The organism is Nocardia sp. NPDC052254, assembly GCF_040679495.1.
Lineage (GTDB): Bacteria > Actinomycetota > Actinomycetes > Mycobacteriales > Mycobacteriaceae > Nocardia.
Genome location: NZ_JBFAUW010000007.1, coordinates 201,835 through 218,787, shown reverse-complemented (window position 1 = coordinate 218,787; position 16,953 = coordinate 201,835). Strand labels below are relative to the sequence as shown.

The following is a 16,953-nucleotide window of genomic DNA, read 5'->3' as shown; positions in this document are numbered from 1 at the left end:
AGACGGATAATGCGACCCGCCGGGCTCGAGGATTACCTCTCCCCTCCCTGAGGCGATTACCCCTCGGTCATCGGCTGGGGCCGCATATCGCAGTGTCGAAAGTCAGCCCCGGCGGCAGACTGGCCATTGCAGGCCCCGTTCGCCATCTGGAATGGGCACCGGGGCAGCGGCTTTCGACACAGCTAAATGATGATTGCATAGAGATTCGACCTGCAGGTGATGGAGAAGTCGGCGTTCAAATCGATCGTTACCTCCACCTGCACCTGCCGGCATCATTGCGACACGCGTCCGGCATTCGGTCCGGCGACACGGTGCTCGCGGCCGCGCTCACCCCCGCCCTCCTCAGGATCTACCCATTGATGAAGCTCCAAGCATTGCTGTTCCCATCCGCGGAGCGCAATCGAGCGCAGCGATGAAGGAAGCCGATGTTGAGGCTGCTCGAATCGTGCTGCAACGCCTGGGCGTCCGTCCGGAGGACCTCGTCAACGGCGTCGCAGCGCCGACAACCATGCCGACCTTCGGCGACTACATTCCGCAACTCCGCGCCGCTGTACCCGCCGGAACATCGCGGGCTTACGCGAGTTATTGGAGGCGCATCGAAACCCTCTGGCACGATCGTCAGCTCGACGAACCGACCGCCTTGGAACTCAAACAGCTGGTCGAAACCGCCAGAAAGAACGCGATCGTGCGACGCAACTCCCGAGGCGGACGCTCTGCCGCCGAGCACATGGTCGCCGCCATCCGCTGCCTGTACCGCCACGCCCACGACGACGGCTACCTCATCCCAACTGAAAATCCAGCAACAACATTGGCTAAACCGCGACGGGCACCGAGCCCTCGCGGCGCCCTCACCGACCAGCAACTGTCACAAATCATCCAGATCGCCGAAACCACCGGCAACGACCCCGAACTCGACGCCCTCATCCTACGACTGCACATCGAAACAGCCTGCCGCCGCGGCGGCGCACTCGCCCTGCGTCCCAAAGACATCGACCCAGACCACTGTCTGCTGTGGCTGCGCGAAAAAGGCCAATCCGACCGCTGGCAACCCATCTCCCCAACCCTCGCCGCCGCGCTGATCGCCCACGCTGACCGAGGCACCAATCCCGAAGACCAACTCCTGTGCTACCGCAACGGCAGACCGATCACCGGCCGACGTTACGACCACCTCTGGAACCGCATCGGGCGATACCTCCCGTGGGTGCGCACACAGCAGATCACCGCACACTGGCTGCGCCACACCACCCTCACGTGGGTCGAACGCAACTACGGATACGCGATCGCCCGCGCCTACGCCGGCCACTCGGCACAACCCGGCAACGTCGGCACAACAATGACCTACGTGCGCGCAACACTTGCCGAAACTGCTTCGGCTCTATCAGCATTGACCGGCGAACCACACCCCCTCGTCTCATGTGGACAGACGTCTGAAAGTTGAGGGTTGCTCGAGCGTGGTTCAGGCGAGCCGATCCCATACCCAATCATCACGCATGTAAACCTGCCTGCTCTGTATCCTTGCGTGGTACTCGGATGGGTTGTCTTCGTGCAGATGAGGGGAAATGGCGAAATCGCCGCGTTTTCAGGCGGAGGAAGTTGCTCCCGCCCTGGGTGTAGCTACTGTCGAGTTTCTGGGCGGAGGCGCGTTCGGTGACACGTGGAGGGTTGGGGACCGGGCCGTCAAGATCATCTGCGACGACAAGTACCCTGCGGATCGAGTCGCTCGCGAGGTGGGCGGGTTGTCCCGCGTCGACAGCCCACACGTGGTGAAGCTCTACGATGCTGGGGCAGTGCACTTGGGTGGGATGAATCGTCCGGCACTGACGTTCGAGTACGTTCCCGGTGGCGACCTGGACCAGAAGGTCTCCTCGGAGATCCGGCCGTCCAACGAAGAAGCCGCGGCGCTGCTACGCGGCCTACTCACTGGCCTCAGCGACCTGCATTGCGCTGAAGGCACTGTGCACCGCGACATCAAGCCAGAGAACATCGCACTGAGAGGCGGCAGCTGGGCCGAGCCGGTCATCCTTGATCTCGGGCTCGCGAAGGCGATGACGGAAGAGACCCAAACCGTGTACCCAGCGATGCTGGGTACTTGGCTGTGGGCATCTCCCGAACAGCTCGAGCACAAACCTGGCCGCAAGCAATCCGATGTGTTCTCTGTCGGTGTGACGGTTCGCTATGCGATTACCGGCGAGCATCCTTTCATCGAGGACTGGCGGTCGATCACCTCGCTGGATGAAGTCACCAGCGCAATCGCGGCAGGTCCCAAACAGCTACCGGACTCGGTGCACGCCTCCCTGAAGACGGTTCTAGATCGTATGGTCCAGCCGATCCAGAACGAACGCGGAAGCGCCGCCAGCAACCTCAGACTGTTGGGAGACGCCGCGTGACCGATCAATTCGACGGCCTATTTGACTGGGATGAGTCTGAGGACCTGGATGCGCTAGACACCGATGAAGATCCTCCTCTGGCGGATGACATCATCGATGAACAGAGGCCGCGCGTCATCACCGCTCTTCCGGCTGGTGACGGTTCATTGGTCCTGAGAGGTCCGGGCGCAGGCCGGACGATCGTGCCCTCGTCATCCGCATTGGCTGGCGTACCAACAACAAGCGCTGGCAAGCTCCCCACGCGAGACGAGGCCCTCGACGGCAGCCACGCGCTCATGATCGTCCACCGGCCACACCAGAATATCGATGACATCCCCCGCCTACTCGCATCGATCCTGGCTGAAACAGCAAGCGACACAAGCTTAGGTGTTTCGGTGCGGTTGCCGCAGGCGAAGCCCACCGCCCACGCGAAATGGTTCGACGAGTGCGCGGCAGCTGCGGTCAAGATCGCCGACCCTGCGTGCTATTTACTCGATCCCGCCATCGTTCGCGTGAAGCCGATATCGGAACGGCAGAAGGGCTACGCGCCATACCTCGCCGACCCGCCGCCGTCTGTCACCGAGGTCCTGGATGCACAACGCGAGGCCGGGGCCAATCTCCTGCTGTCGTCCGGTCGAGCGTTGGACCCTTCCGAAGGCCAATCGGCGCTCGATGTCGTTTTCACTGAGGCAACCGCGGCCTTGGCCTCGTTGTCTGGGAATGAGCGGCTCGCCCTGAACCTCACTCTGCCGTCACAGTGGTTGACACGGCCGACTGCACGGAACCTCCTCCTTGATCAACTTATGGAGTTTTCCCACTTCGATCTTCTATATGTTCGCGTGCAACTACCAGCGGGCCTATCCCCCTTCCAGCAGCCAATCGACCCAGACCTTCTTGAGGGATACCGAAAGCTCGCGTGCTTCGCTGCCGACGAGGAGCGCACCCTGCTGCTACCGCAAACAGGACTGACGGGGTGGCTGCTGCTCGGGCTCGGCGCCACGGGATTTGGTGCCGGTCCATATGGATCCAGCCATGCTTTCAGAGAGGAGAAAGCACAGCCAAGAGGGGGGAATATTCAAGAGGTCGAGCGCTACTTCGAACCAGCGCTACTTCATGCAGTCGAACGAAGCGTGCACGACGTACTGAGTGAAGACCCCACCTACGTTCTGTGCGACTGCCCATACTGTCCGACACTGCATGAGGGAGCATGGACACAACGAGGCGCGAAGTTGCACCAGCTGCATTGGCTTGGACGTCTCGCTGCTGACGTGATGTCAGGTAGATCTCCGATATCCAAGGTTCGACGACGCGTCCACGCAGCCCAAACGGCCGCCAACAGCGCTCTCCTGTCAGGACAAAACATCCCTAGACACCTGCAAGCCTGGGATCCACTCCTGTAGTCGCCAGCAGCGTCTGCCCAAAGACCGGGTGAATGTCGCCAGACACTCGGCCGGCCAAGTGCAGCCCTGCCGCACGCTCGGCCAAGAGTTCGCGCTCAGCGTTAACGCACCGACGCGAGCGGGGATCGATGACAGCACGCACCACCCCGTCCAAAGACACCGTCGCCAAACCGATTCCGTATGTTGTGAACCAGTGCTGATTTCCCAGTGCTGCGCGGGCCGCTGCTTCATCGATCGCAACCCACGCCGCATCCGCCACACCCCTGTGTCGGGAAGCCTGAGCAATAGCTCCGCGCCAATCACGCAACTTGGCCTCGACGGTTACGATCCGCTTTGCAAGTGACCGGTACCGGTACATCGGCATCCACTGCTTGCCGACCCTCTCCAGATGCCCGCCAGCGACGAGGCGCGGTAGCACCGACCGTCGTAGGTACGTCGAAGTCAGATGCACGTGCGAAGCCACATCGTCGGCAACCCACGGCCGGAGTGCTCTACCTCGACCACCCGCGACCGCCATCATGACGCGGAGCTCAGTTAGGTCCGTCAGTGCCGTCCGAGGCGCCCGTTCGGCGAGCCCCTTCTCGTCGAACTGGATGAAGACAATGTCAGGCACACCAGCCGTACAGGGGATCTCAAACAGCGGATTCATTCTGTGGGCGAACAGAGGCGATCTCGCCAGGTAGTCGAGCATGTCAGCTTCAGCGCGGAACCCGGTACCAGATGCGCACGCCGCCGCCGTCACACCAGCCACTCTAGACACACCGCCTCTGAAGGGGAACCTCCCCGGAGAGTGCCGACTTTACAGGCCGTTCGTCCGCGCGGTCGGGCCACAGGCCACAGTCTCGACAAGCCTTCGTGCATCACTGAACCGTCCCGTTGGGCCGCCCGTCCCATCTCGATGAGGCACGGACTCGGAACCGGTCATGGCTTCTCCGAATCCGCCCGGCGGCGATGATCTGCCGTAGCTGATCCATGGCCTTCGGCGGCAATGGCCGCCCCCAAAATTCTGATGCCGATCACTGCCAGCTTCGGCACACTGATGCAGTGGGATATACAGACGATCCGGAGGGATACGAGAGGGCAGTCGAAGCCAAGCTGCAGCCAAAGAGCATCCGGTTCGCCTTGATGTTCGCTAGCCTGCTCCAGATGCTCCATGAGCGGCTGAAACTGGTTGTGCTTGACGAGGTTCGAGAATTCTACAGCGTCGGCTGCGATGACTCCGGCCGCAGCGTCGTCAACGAGGATGCCTACCGGCGCGAGGTGCTGGATCGGGCACCGAAGAACAAGTTTCGGGCCTCGCTGCTCTGGCTGGTCGAGTCCGAAGCCATCACCTTGGCGCAGGCGGACCGGTTGGACGACATCTACGCCCATCGGCACGCGGTCACCCACGAACTCATCAAGTACATCGTCGATCCGGACGAGCGGCTAGACACCGATCTGTTCGTCGAGGCAGTGGAGATCCTGAAGGCCATCAAGCGGTTCTGGGCAGAGATCATGGTGTTCACGACGGTCGATAACCCGGGGGAAGTCGATCTAGATCAGGTTTTTACTCTCGACATGATAGTGCTGCAGCGCTGTGTGAACGCGGTGATCGAGGGCACGCGGGAACGGGCCGGCGAGTAACGGCGACGGAATCGGCCGCGCAGGACTGGCCGTGGCCGTGTTGTGAGACGGTGCATCTGTGTTGCCGAATGCGACAGCACGCCGGGCCTGGTGACCGCAACAGAGTCGACCGATCTGCAGGCGACGCTTCCGATCAAGGAGCGTGCTCCGATGACCAGCTACAGCCGCGAGAAGTTCGGACAGGTATGGGCCGACGACAACGACGCCCCCGGCGGGCACAACGGCCGCGATTACATCGCGCGCCGCGACCTCTCTGACGTGGCACCAACAACCGGCTGCGAAATCACCTCCGGCACACTGCACGACACCGAAAAACGACAATGCGCCCCAAGTCGCCCGCCGTGCCATGACGATCCTGACCGACACATACTCCAGTCGCACCTCTAGCCAATTGCGTCGTGTCGCTGAAAAGCTCACTAGCCAAAGATATTTTGGCGACGCCCGCAAAACTCGAGCACGAACTACGCCGGGCCTTACGACTGCCCGAGAGAAAGGAGAAACACGTGAACTTGAGCACCACAGCCGCCCCGACCGACGAGGCCCGCCGCGGATCCACAGTAGCCGTGCTGCCCATCGGCAGTTTCGAACAGCACGGCGAGCACCTACCGCTGATGACCGACACCGTATCGCCTGCACCATCATCCAACGCCTGGCCGACGCCTACGGGGTGAAGGTTAGGTTCCGCCCTCTTCACAACTGATAGTCGGCTTCAATCACCAGCTGCCCAACAGAAACCGCAGGTCACGCCCGTTTCCATGTTCACAGTGCCCCGCCGAGGGCGCGAACCCGCGACAACAGCCCGGTCCCGCCTGCGGCGTCCACCGGATAGCCTGGTGTCGGCCAAACGCCCTGTCCCAGACCCTCGCACACTGGTTGGCCTCAGGCGGCTCTGAGCCGACACCTCCACTACATATCCACACGAAATCTGCTACTGTCCAAACCCGTTGGAAGCAGCATCAACAGATGCGCTCATACACCCGACCGGCCCAGCCGTGTCGCTGCGGGGCGATGTAATCCCCCCTCGCGCACCGCTCGAACACTCATTCAAGGCAAATCTGCCGGAAGAGCGTGTCTCGAACACTCCTCGCACACAGACCCCCGGCACATTTGCCGGACGTGCGTGCCAGGGAGTTCGAGCCTCACTCGAACCCCTGGGGCGAGCTCGAGGGCGGCTTCCGAACTGGTCGAATCTTCGGGTATGCTGGCATCGACTTCCGGCCTCGACATACCTCGAATGCCCGAGGTATGTAAACGACCCCGCCTCCATGATCACCCGCACGGGTCGCCCGAGCAGCTACTCCGCGGTCCGTTGAACCGCTCCGCTCCGAGCAGGCAGCCGAGGCCGGTAACGCCGTTTCCGGGCCGCATCGCAATCGAACCGATCAGCGCCAACGAACGAAACCCGTTGGCGGCGAATCACACTCAATTCCTGACCACGGCCACAGCTCGCGCCTCCGGAAGAACCGACGGCAGTAACACCGGTCGGACACCGCGCGTGCCGACCCGCCCCCGACCCGCAGTCACACGGGCAATACCTTCCCCTGTCGACTCCTCCAACCAGCGCGCCGATCCGCGCCCGCACTCGCAGCAGCGGGACAAGGTCCGGGCTGCGACCGCTGGGCCACGAGCCAACGAGGGATAGTCCCAGCATGGCCACGAACGCGGTAACCGCTTGGACCACAAAGTATTACGGTCTCGCGGTGGAGCAGGTGCGCCGGACCGGTCGGCGCATCGATGACGAGGTGTTGGCCCACATCTCGCCCACGCACAGCGAGAACATCAACTTCTTCGGCGCGATCGAGGTCGACATCGACGCCGAACTCGGGCCTACCGGGTACGGGCCCCTGCGGGTGCGAGACACCCTGTTCTGACCCACGGTGGTGGACCTCGCGCGGTGTGTACTCTCCAGATCGTCTCGATGACTTCGGATCTGTTGTTCCCGAGGCGGGCGCGGTGCTTGGCAGAACGAGCCTGCTGGGGCGTGGCCGAGCTCGCGGCCGGGGCGGGAAGACCGAAAGCGATACTGGCCACACGGACTTCGGTGCCGGAGTCAGGACAAGAACTTCTCGAGGGCGGTCAGCCATTGCTGGGGTTGGTCGATGTGGGCCATGTGACCGGCTTCGTCGAGCACCATGGCCTCGGCGTTGGGAAGTGCTGCGGCAGTTCGCTCGGCCAACTCCGCTGGGAAGACCATGTCTTGGCGTCCGTGCAGCAGAAGTATCGGCACAGCGGTTGCCGACAGAGCCTGGATCGGGTTGTCGATGCGTGGGGACTGCAATGTTCCCGCGCTACGCGCGCGGTCCCATTCCGCCGAGAACCGGACCGTATCCAGGCGCCGCAGGTAGTCCGGCAGCGCTTCGGGCCGCCACACATTGGCCCGGGCACCGGCCAACGCTGCGGCTTGAGTGCGTTCTGGACCGAGTGCGGACCGTGCCCAGATCTCGAGTTCCGGTGCCCGGCGATCCTGTCTTTCCTGCCAGCCTGCGAAGGCATCTGCAGGAACCGGGAGGAGACTGCTGGATGCGATGATCAACCGGTGGACCCGCTCGGGCGCGGTCACAGCGAGTCGTTGTGCGAGCAGGCCACCATAGGAGAAACCCAGCACATCGGCGGCGGCGATGCCGAAAGTGTTCAGGATCCCCAGCAGATCAGAGATCACCGCGTTCGGGTGGTATTCCGTGATGGGCAGGCCGCGGGACGAGCGCCCGCAACCCCGCAGATCGGGCAGCAGCAGACGACGCGTACCGGACAACCCCGCGAGAGGCTCGCGCAGGTAGCTGTGGTCCCAATCGGGCCCACCGTGAATGACCAGCAGCGGATGCCCAGCGCCGACTTCTGTGTACGCGACGAACAGTTCGACATCACCGGACACGATGCGTTGTTTCCACACGCTGTCAACGCCTACCACGTCGCACGCTGTGAGATACCTTGCGAGAGCGCACTCTTCGAGCGCGTGGCTGGTCGACCAGCCCATTCCACGCGATAAGGCACTCGACTTCGGCGCGACAGTCGCGCTGACGAAACTGCCGCGTATAGGCGCTGGATCCAGTGCTACCCGCCCGATGACTGGCGCAGTGCAGTTATTCCAGATATGCGCTATTCCCTGCAGGCGCGGAGCCGGCATTGACCCGCAGGGGTGGAAGGGGGCGCCAGGACACCGGCACCTGGCGCATGAGTAAGGCACAGTCGAGCACTGCGGTGCCGGGCGGGAACCGGTCCTGGTCGTCGAAGACCGTGGACCGAGCCGAGCGGACCTCGACCGGCTCGACGTGCCACGAGTTCGTCTGGAGTTCGAGCCCATCGAGGCATCGACCGCCACGCGTGGCCGAGAATCCCGCCGAGCCATGCCGAAAGAACTCCGATGCCTGCGTGAGATCGGCGAACAGTTCGCTTCCCTGGAACCGCTCGGCGATCCGGACATCCACGCTCACCGAGATCGTCTCGTCATGACTGTCGAACGTTACGTGCAGGTCCTGACCCCGCCGACGACGCGAGCCTGGCCGACCTCGCCGAGGAATACAGCGTCGGCCGCTCCACCATCCACCGCATCATCAGCGGAGCCGCACCACGAGCTTGAAGCTCATGTACCTGGTGACACGTTCCTTACGGTTACCCCTGGTGGGGAGAAGGACCGTTGGCGGGAGGCGATGCTGCGCGAGACCCGCGCCGGCACATGGCTCGACGTCCGCCACCAGCCTCAGGCCGCACCGGCACCAACGAACGTCACCGACGCCGAGCGCGAGAGCATCTTCAGTTGTTCGCAGCGCACTGAGACCACCTCGACATCGGCCATGCGCACCAACGGCTCTCGCTCAGCCCCATCGCGTTGCGGCACAACGTCAGTCGCACCCCCGGCGGGAGTGTGTTCAAGCCCGGTTACGCACGACGATCAACTCGGCCTTGACCTCACGGACGACCGTGCGGCGTTCGATGGCAATCGGCCGGCACACACGCTCGCATGGTCTGCGTACCGCAGGCTCGCCGGTCGCGCGAGATACCTGGGTGGTGTCGGCTCGGCCTGGCGCTCGTGTACGGCGAAGTAGGAGCTTCTGACGCCAGTGTCATGGTCTCTCGCGAGTCGACATCGCGCTGTCTCTCTTCGAATCCGCCGCTTCCCTTTGCCAGGTCAGAGCGACGGTCGCAGTACGGTGACTGATGTCGATGGCGCAGCCCGCCGTAGAACAAGGTGTCAGGAAGGGCATGCGCACAACGTAGCGGGTGAACCTTCGTGGGCCCATTGAGGCGAGCAGAGGTCAGGTGCTGCTGTTGAGTAGTGCACCCTGATTCGCGTGCTGGCAACTTCTCTGCGTTCACTGGCGATTGTTGCTAAGTTGAAACGATCGAACATACGGCGACTCGAGCAGCGGCAGGCGACACATCGGTTCGCGATTGCGATCGAGTCGTATTCGCTTGACATGAGGAACGCCGATGTACAGCACAGTCCAGGGGGCGCAATCCGCCGCAAGGCAACCGGTCTCGGGCCAGGTCGAGGATGGGTACGCCGTCCACAGAACCGCGGTTGCCCAGTGGTGACCAGGAAGAGCCGAGACCAGCCACTCGATGAGCATCGGCGGTGTGGACCTGAGAACGTGTCCATGGTCAACCGACGAGCACCGGCGGTGTGGACCGGTCACGACCGCGTCGCCGGAACAACCGCGACGACAACGCCCTCGGTGACACAGCTCGTCGATACGGCTGCCGCCATCGACGCGGTCGAGTGGGACGATCTCGTCGGGCCCGGCGATTTGTTCTGTAGTCATGCCTGGTTGCGTCACCTCGATGAAGCGGCGACCGCACAGCAGGTCGTGACCGTTAGAGCCGAGGGCAGGTTGATCGGTGCCGCACCGTTGTGGGACGGCGAGAGCGAACCCGGCCTGTTCCATCTGCCAAGTTTCTTTCCCGGACTGCCCGGACCGTGGCAGCACCCGTTCGTCTGGCTCGGCGCCCGCCGCTCGGTGCGCAACGGCCTGATCTGCGTGCGCGGGCCGCGGCGGGCGCCGACACTGTCGCAGCTACTGAACGGTGGCCGCGAGCACGCGAAGGAGAACGGGCGGGCCGGAGTGATACTGCCCTATCTTCCCGTCGACGCCGCGACGGAACTGGCACGCGCACATCCCGGTGCGCAGGTCCTGCTGCATTCCGCCGACGCGGTGATAGCAGTGCCCGAGCACGGCACGGCCGAACTCGTCGCCAACGCGAGCGGGCACAACCGCAAACGGCGCCGCCGGGAACTGCGCGAATTCGCTTCTGCGGGTTTCAGCCTGGAATGGGTTGATCCGACGCCCGAGGTCATAGCCGCGATCGTCCCTCTGATCACGGCCACTCGCCGCCGCTACGGCAGCCGACAGGGCGACGAGTGGTTACATCGCGTTTTCGCCGCCCAACGCCGCGTCGGTCTGCTCGAAGATGCCAAAGTCTTGCTCTGCCGAAGAAACAACGCCCTGGCCACCGTCGCGGTGTGTTATCGACACGGCGACAGCCTGCACGGCAGGTACTTCGGCGCGGACGAGACGAGGAGCCGAGATGGCTACCCGTACTTCGTCACGACCTGCTACGCCCCCATCGATTACGCCGCACAACAAAGACTTCCGCGCCTGTTTCTTTCGACTTCATCACTGGAAGCCAAGATCCGGCGTGGCGCGACGATCGAGCCGCTGGCAGCGGTCGTTGTCCTGGCCGACGGCGAACTCGACATCGCACGCGCGGCAACACACAACAGCGAACTGGCCCGTGCTTACCTGGATCGGTTCACCGGCTACTCGGCCTCGCTCAGCTCCGACTGGCTCGATTTCCTGTCCTGACCGAAACGAAAGGCACCCGATGTTGCACCTGGTCTACCGATTCCGGCCCACGGCGAAGGCGAGAGCGGATCTGCCGGGGTTCTGGCGGTGGATCGCCGATCGCCAGCTCTGGTTCTACGCGGACCTCGATATGGTGCTCGCCACCAAGTGGTTCACCGTGACCATCGGCGACGACGTGCACTGCTTGGAGCATCACGTCACCTTCGCCGACGAAGCCGAATGGGGTAGGTACCGTCGCGAAATCGGCGCCCGCTCGGGCGATCCGGAGTGGGAGAAACGACGTACCAGCCAGGACGAGTGGTACGACATCATCGATGCTCGCATACTCACCGACCCGAAGATCCCCATCCCGCTGCCCACACTCCAGCGGTCGACTCCGGTGACCGGCAGTGCGGCACTCGTCACGCGCAGCCGGCTACTGCTCGATCGGGCCAGGTTCGTGACACTCGCGACCAGCGGGCCGTCCGGTCCGTGGTCGTCCACCGTGAACTACGTCGTGCTCGCCGATCCGCTGCGGCTGCTGTGGTATTCGCTGCGCGAGGCACAGCACTCACGCAATATCACCGTCTGCCCGCAGGTGTCCGGCTCACTGTTCCTGAGCGGGCTGACCGGTACCGAGGCGCCCTCCGGTATCCCGATCGACGGTGCCCAGTTCACGGGCAGCTGCCGCGAAGTCACCGCTGCGGAATTACCCGCCGCCCACCAGTACTACTACGAAACGAACTTTCCGGATCCCGGGGTCCGCGCCGATTGGATGCTGCCCCTTGCCGAGTTCCAAGGCGAAGGCCCCCGTCGTTTCTATCGTCTCGATATCGACCGGTGGTGGCTCTATGACGCGCAGCGCTGGACCGAGGACAAACACGACAGCAGAATCGAAGTCAGGACAGCCGACCTCGCGCAATAATGGCAGCGGGCTGGACGCCGTGGTGGTGTAGTCGGTGTCCACTCAGGTGATGGTGCTGGCGAACCGGTTTCGTGCCGCAGGTTTTCGGCACGGTGACAGTGTCGTTCTGCCGTTCTGCAACTTCCGAATACGGCGCAGGTCGTAGTTGTCACGCCGGCGTTGATATCGGCAGGCATCCGCCCGGTCCTGGCGCTGCCCGCACAACGGGAGCGCGAAATCGCCCACGTCTGCGAAACACCGACAGGGTGACGTCGGTGGCATTCAGCCCGGACGGCACCGGACTCGCCACCGGCAGCTGGGACCACACCATCTGGTTGTGGAAAGCGAGAAGCACCGACCCCACAGGAGGCGTGTAATCGTGGTCCGCTGCGCTTGGCTCATCGATGGCAGCGGACAGCACCACGAGCAGTGCAAGATCTTGGCCCCTTCGACGCTCCACCTCGCGCACCGCCTGGTGCGGCATCTGCGGCCCGTCTTATCCCGGTTGCCGGCCGAGCCGCGCGGTCGATCCACTGCCCGCCCCAGCGGCGGGTCGACGGGGATCAGCCGGCCGATTCGAGAAGCTGTCGCACCTGTTGGCCGATCATCTCGGCGCCGCCGGGGTCGACGCCGCCGCCTGCTTGGTGGCCCCAGACGCTGGAGATCGTCAACGCTTTTCCATTCGGGATCTGGGCGACGGCCGCCGCCTCGTCCTCCGGCGGGAAGTACAGATCGGTCTCGCATGCGAGTGAAACGAGGGACGCCTCGATCGCGCCGAGTGCCGCGGCCAGGTCGCCGTCGAACCGAGAACCACGCGATATGTCTCCGGTGATCCAGGTATCGAGCTGGCTGAGTAGGTTGTCGACATCGAGATCCGAGAAGTTCGCGATCCAGAATTTCTCGGTTGTCTCCTCGGGAGAGGAGAATTCGAGTGCGCGGTAGGTTTCCTGGCGATGGAAAGATTGTGAAAAGCCCCAGGCCGCGAACACTCGCGCGAATGTCTCCAGCGCGGTGCGCGGCGGAATCGTGAGTTCTCCTGCTTCGTTCGACGACGCGGTGAGCGCTGCGCGCAGGCTGTCGACGAAGAGTCGGCCGTGGGCCGGGGTCCGGGGCGCACCGCAGTACGGGAGGGCGCGCCGGACCATGCCGGGATGGTCGACTGCCCACTGATAGGTTTGCATCGCCGCCATCGAACAACCGAGAACCAGGACCAGCTCGTGGATTCCGAAGCATTCGGTGACGAGTCGATATTGCGCTTCGACGTTGTCCCGCATGGTGATACGCGGGAATTTCGGTCCATCGAAGGGTGCCGGGGTGTTCGACGGGGACGAGGAGAGCCCGTTGCCGAATGTGTTCGGGACGATGACGAAATACCGGTCGGTGTCGATGGGGCGGCCGGGGCCGATCAGCCACTCGTTGGCCTGATGGGTTCCCGCGAACCAGGTGGGGAACACGATCGCGTTGTCCTTCCCGGGGGCGAGCTCACCGTAGGTTGCGTACGTGAGAATCGCCTCGGGTAGCGTCTGGCCGCTTTCGAGCTCGAAGTCGGGCAGGACGAAGTGTTCAACAGCCATGATCGTTTCCTTGCTTGTGGTGATGAGTGTTATTCGGTGACTCCGAAGTCCGACGACGCCCGGACGACGAGTTCGGGTGGCAGGGATCGGCTTTCCGGGTTCTCTCCAGCGATGATCCGCGCCAGGGTGGCCACGGCTTGACGACCCATTCCGTGCATGTCGGAACGCACCGAGCTCAGCGGTACGGCCAGTTGCCGGGCGATGGATATGTCGTTGAAGCCCACGACCGCAAGATCGTTTCCGACGGTGCGCCCGTGCTCGCGGGCCGCCGACATGGCGCCGATCGCCGCGAAATCGTTCACCGCGAAGAGCCCGGTGATTCCGGGACGGGCACGCAGGAGGCGATCTGCTGCTTCAGCACCGGATTCGGCGTCGAAACCACAATGCGCCAGGAGTTCTTCCGGAACCGGATACCCGTGTTCGGCGAAGCACTGCGTGAATCCGCCGCACCGATCGATGCCTGTGCTGGCATAGGGCTGCGCGGCGATGACACCGACGGTCCGGTGTCCGTTGGACAGCAGATGTTCGGCGGCGAGCCGGCCGCCGAGATGGTCGTCGCAGGTGATCGAGGTATGCCCGGGCGCCGTGCGGTTGACCAGCACATAGGGAACCCCGCGGTGGCGCAGTTCGTCGGCGGCCGCGCCATCGAGACGAGAGTCGCCCAGGATGACGCCGTCGACCTTGCGAGAGATGGCGAGTTGTATCTTCTGCTCCTGGACGGCCGGATCGTCGAAGGTGTTGGTGACGAACGCGGTGAGCCCGATCTCGGTGGCGGCCTCGTCGATACCTTCGAAAATTGTCGAAAGAACCAGGTCCGACAGCCGCGGAACCAGTGTCGCGATCTGATTGGTCCGCTTCGTCCGCAGCCCCGTGCCCAGCGGGTTGGGGCGGTAGTCGACCTCTTTCGCATAGGCCCGAACCCGTGCGACGGTCTTCGCCGAGGCCGCCTTCGCGCCGTCGGCGGCGGAAGCGTTCAAGATGCGGGACACCGTGGAGACGTGCAGCCCCAGATCGGCTGCGATCTGTTGCAGGGTCGCGGAGCGCGGGGTCGACATCTTCAGTGGGTCCTCTTCAACTCTTGACAACATGTTCTGGATCACATTAGCCTTCCGACCACCTCCTACCCAAACGTTTGGCTTTACTTCCGCACCGTAACCCAAACGTTTGGCTTATGGCAATAGTTCGTCAGACGAAAGAGTCGATGCCATGTCAGTCAGTCCTGTGACCATCGCCGTAGTTCAGTCCGATCCGCAGGTCGGCCTCGAGCACCGGGAGAAGAACCTGGCCGACGGCCTGGCGGCCGCGGAAACAGCCGCGGCCGACGGCGCGAATCTCATCGTGCTGCCGGAACTCTCGTCCTCGGGCTACTCCTTTGCCGACCGCGCCGAGGCATTCGCGCACGCCGAACCCATCGACGGCCCTTTCATCGACGCGTGGTGCGAATTCGCATCCCGACGCTCGGTGTACATCGTCGTCGGATTCGCCGAACTCGACGGAGTGCGGCTGTTCGACACCGCTGCACTCATCGGTCCCGGCGGCCTGATCGGCACCTACCGCAAGACCCATTTGTGGAATCAGGAGAAACTCTGGTTCACCCCAGGTGATCTGGGATTTCCGGTATACGACACACCCATCGGCCGGATCGGAATGCTGATCTGCTGGGACATCTGGTTCCCGGAAGTGCCGCGAATCCTGACTCAACAGGGCGCTGACATCATCTGTTCCAGCAACAACTGGGTCTGGACACCACCGCCACTGTTCGACGAATCCGGCCGGTGTATGGCCGACTACCTGACGATCACCGCGGCTCACTGCAACAACGTGTTCATCGCCGCGGCCAATCGCGTCGGCCTCGACCGCGATGCCCGGTTTCTCGGTTGCTCGATGATCGCCGGTACCAACGGTTGGCCACTCGGTGATATCGCTGGTCCGGAGGAAACCACAATCGTCTCCGCATCCGTCGACCTGATGACTGCCCGCAGTGCGCCGATCTGGAACGACCTCAACGATCTACACCGGGATCGCCGCACAGACCTCTACGACCCGATGCTGGGATACACACGCAGCGAAGGCTTTCCGCGATGAAGGGCTCGGTGCCGGCACGCGCGCTGCTCGATGCCCGGCATGGTTCCGCCCTGGGTGCGGCGATTGTCGCCGGGGTTGTGTCGGTATCGGTTGTGGCGACCCTTCCCGCACTTGCGCGCACCACCACGGGCACGCGTTGGCCGCGCTGGTTCGACGTCGTCTCCTCGCACGTCCGCGAACTCGGCGCCGCCCTCCTCGCCGACCTCGCCGATCCGGTGTTCTACGGCACGGCGGCAGCCGGACTGCTGATGCTCGCCGGTGGCGCATTCGCACACGCCATCCGCGACAGGAATGTTGCTTGGCGAGGATTCGCCGTCGCGTGCGGCTCCGGACTCTGGGCGTGGATGGTCACTTCCGGGCTCCTCGCCCTGGTCCTGAGTCATATCGCCTGGGGCTGGACCCGGTCGGCGGACATCCCGTGGCAACCGCTGTTCGTGCCCTTCGTATCCGTGTCGCCCGCGGTGGTGTTGATGTACGGAAAGGGATGGCGGGTCGCACTCACCGCCGCGATCCTGGGCGCCGGGCTCACCACACCTGCCGCGATCGCCACCGCGGCATTTGTCTGCACACCCCTGCGCATTCCGCAGGTAGCCGGTTTCACCGCCGCGATGGCGGTCACCGCGTACACCTCGTTCGCCGTGTGTCACCGGTTGCCCTGGCTCGCGACACGCTCGCGCACCTACGCGAACGAGGCCCGGCCCGACGGGCGGAGCACCGTCCCCTCACCTGGGCCGCAGTCGGCCACCTGGATACTGCGCCGGGTTCTTGCCGACTTCACCGAGGCGCCGTTCTTCGGCAACGAGTGGGCCGGTGCGGGGTTGATCGTCGGAGCCGTTCTCGCCTACCTCGCGATACACCCGTCCGAGGGAATCCCTGCTCTGTTTCCGCAGATCCTGGGTGCGCAACTGGTGGCCGGCACACTGTCGGTGATCGTCTGGCGGGGCCGGTGGCGGGTGCACGGATGGTATCCGAGCTTCGTCCCCATCGTCTCGGTCGCGCCCGCCGCCGTGATCGCCTTCTCAGCGGCACCGATTCCCACCGGGATCGCCCTGGTGCTCGGTGTGCTCGCCGGACCGCCACTGGCTTTCCGGCTCGGTGATCTCCTCCCCCGGCATGTCCACAGATTCGTCGGGTGCGTCGGCTCGATGGCGATCTGCGCGGCCACCATCGTTCCAGCTATCGGCCTGTTCCTCTGATCCCGAATAGGACCTCACTGCCATG

At 63.8% G+C, this 16,953-nt stretch carries 16 protein-coding genes and 1 pseudogene; 12 read left to right on the top strand and 5 right to left on the bottom strand.

Features of this window, described 5'->3' with window-relative positions; translation table 11 throughout:
* Positions 1-412 precede the first annotated feature (412 nt).
* From AB0L57_RS19835 to AB0L57_RS19825, 3 genes are all read left to right on the top strand, one after another.
* A complete protein-coding gene (locus AB0L57_RS19835) occupies positions 413-1,438 on the top strand; it encodes a site-specific integrase (protein WP_364963998.1) in 1,026 nt (341 codons plus the stop codon).
* Between the two features lie 121 nt (positions 1,439-1,559).
* Positions 1,560-2,387, top strand: a complete 828-nt coding sequence (locus AB0L57_RS19830) for a serine/threonine-protein kinase (RefSeq protein ID WP_364963996.1) — start codon at positions 1,560-1,562, stop codon at positions 2,385-2,387.
* Positions 2,384-3,766, top strand: a complete 1,383-nt coding sequence (locus tag AB0L57_RS19825; RefSeq protein ID WP_364963994.1) for a hypothetical protein — start codon at positions 2,384-2,386, stop codon at positions 3,764-3,766. The genes AB0L57_RS19830 and AB0L57_RS19825 overlap by 4 nt, the downstream gene beginning before the upstream one ends.
* Here AB0L57_RS19825 and AB0L57_RS19820 read toward each other — a convergent pair.
* On the bottom strand, positions 3,732-4,508 hold the full coding sequence (locus AB0L57_RS19820; protein WP_364963991.1) for a hypothetical protein: 777 nt from the start codon (positions 4,506-4,508) through the stop codon (positions 3,732-3,734). The two genes, AB0L57_RS19825 and AB0L57_RS19820, sit on opposite strands and share 35 nt — an antisense overlap.
* Before the next feature lie 302 nt (positions 4,509-4,810).
* Between AB0L57_RS19820 and AB0L57_RS19815 the strand changes: the two genes are divergently transcribed.
* The 4 genes and pseudogenes from AB0L57_RS19815 to AB0L57_RS19800 all read left to right on the top strand — a co-directional run.
* The gene (locus AB0L57_RS19815; RefSeq protein ID WP_364963988.1) at positions 4,811-5,389 is read left to right on the top strand and encodes a hypothetical protein; all 579 of its coding nucleotides are present in this window, start codon (positions 4,811-4,813) and stop codon (positions 5,387-5,389) included.
* A gap of 150 nt (positions 5,390-5,539) precedes the next feature.
* Entirely contained in the window at positions 5,540-5,776 is a 237-nt protein-coding gene (locus AB0L57_RS19810; protein ID WP_364963985.1) for a hypothetical protein, read from the top strand.
* 11 nt (positions 5,777-5,787) lie between these two features.
* Positions 5,788-6,060, top strand: coding sequence for a creatininase family protein (locus AB0L57_RS19805; protein WP_364963983.1), 273 nt, complete (start codon positions 5,788-5,790; stop codon positions 6,058-6,060).
* A 975-nt stretch (positions 6,061-7,035) separates the two neighbouring features.
* Positions 7,036-7,260, top strand: a pseudogene (locus AB0L57_RS19800) (Tn3 family transposase); the annotation flags it as partial.
* A 179-nt stretch (positions 7,261-7,439) separates the two neighbouring features.
* Here AB0L57_RS19800 and AB0L57_RS19795 read toward each other — a convergent pair.
* Positions 7,440-8,297, bottom strand: coding sequence for an alpha/beta hydrolase (locus AB0L57_RS19795; RefSeq protein WP_364963980.1), 858 nt, complete (start codon positions 8,295-8,297; stop codon positions 7,440-7,442).
* Between the two features lie 172 nt (positions 8,298-8,469).
* Positions 8,470-8,814 carry a hypothetical protein gene (locus AB0L57_RS19790; RefSeq protein WP_364963978.1) on the bottom strand — a complete coding sequence of 115 codons (345 nt, stop codon included), beginning with the start codon at positions 8,812-8,814 and terminating at the stop codon, positions 8,470-8,472.
* Positions 8,815-9,984: 1,170 nt separating this feature from the next.
* On the opposite strand from AB0L57_RS19790, the gene AB0L57_RS19785 reads away from it, so the two are divergent.
* From AB0L57_RS19785 to AB0L57_RS19775, 3 genes are all read left to right on the top strand, one after another.
* Complete coding sequence (locus AB0L57_RS19785) at positions 9,985-11,190, top strand: peptidogalycan biosysnthesis protein (RefSeq protein ID WP_364964322.1); 1,206 nt, start codon at positions 9,985-9,987, stop codon at positions 11,188-11,190.
* Positions 11,191-11,209: 19 nt separating this feature from the next.
* Positions 11,210-12,094, top strand: coding sequence for a pyridoxamine 5'-phosphate oxidase family protein (locus AB0L57_RS19780; protein ID WP_364963975.1), 885 nt, complete (start codon positions 11,210-11,212; stop codon positions 12,092-12,094).
* A 71-nt stretch (positions 12,095-12,165) separates the two neighbouring features.
* Positions 12,166-12,450, top strand: a complete 285-nt coding sequence (locus AB0L57_RS19775) for a WD40 repeat domain-containing protein (protein ID WP_364963973.1) — start codon at positions 12,166-12,168, stop codon at positions 12,448-12,450.
* Between the two features lie 186 nt (positions 12,451-12,636).
* On the opposite strand, the gene AB0L57_RS19770 is transcribed toward AB0L57_RS19775, so the two are convergent.
* Positions 12,637-13,647 (bottom strand): alpha/beta fold hydrolase, encoded by a 1,011-nt coding sequence (locus tag AB0L57_RS19770; protein ID WP_364963970.1) that lies wholly within the window; start codon positions 13,645-13,647, stop codon positions 12,637-12,639.
* 29 nt (positions 13,648-13,676) lie between these two features.
* Positions 13,677-14,735 (bottom strand): substrate-binding domain-containing protein, encoded by a 1,059-nt coding sequence (locus AB0L57_RS19765; RefSeq protein ID WP_364963967.1) that lies wholly within the window; start codon positions 14,733-14,735, stop codon positions 13,677-13,679.
* A 118-nt stretch (positions 14,736-14,853) separates the two neighbouring features.
* Here AB0L57_RS19765 and AB0L57_RS19760 point away from each other — a divergent pair, with 118 nt between their 5' ends.
* Entirely contained in the window at positions 14,854-15,732 is an 879-nt protein-coding gene (locus AB0L57_RS19760) for a nitrilase family protein (RefSeq protein WP_364963964.1), read from the top strand.
* Entirely contained in the window at positions 15,729-16,928 is a 1,200-nt protein-coding gene (locus AB0L57_RS19755; protein WP_364963961.1) for a hypothetical protein, read from the top strand. The genes AB0L57_RS19760 and AB0L57_RS19755 overlap by 4 nt, the downstream gene beginning before the upstream one ends.
* The last annotated feature ends 25 nt before the right edge of the window (positions 16,929-16,953 follow it).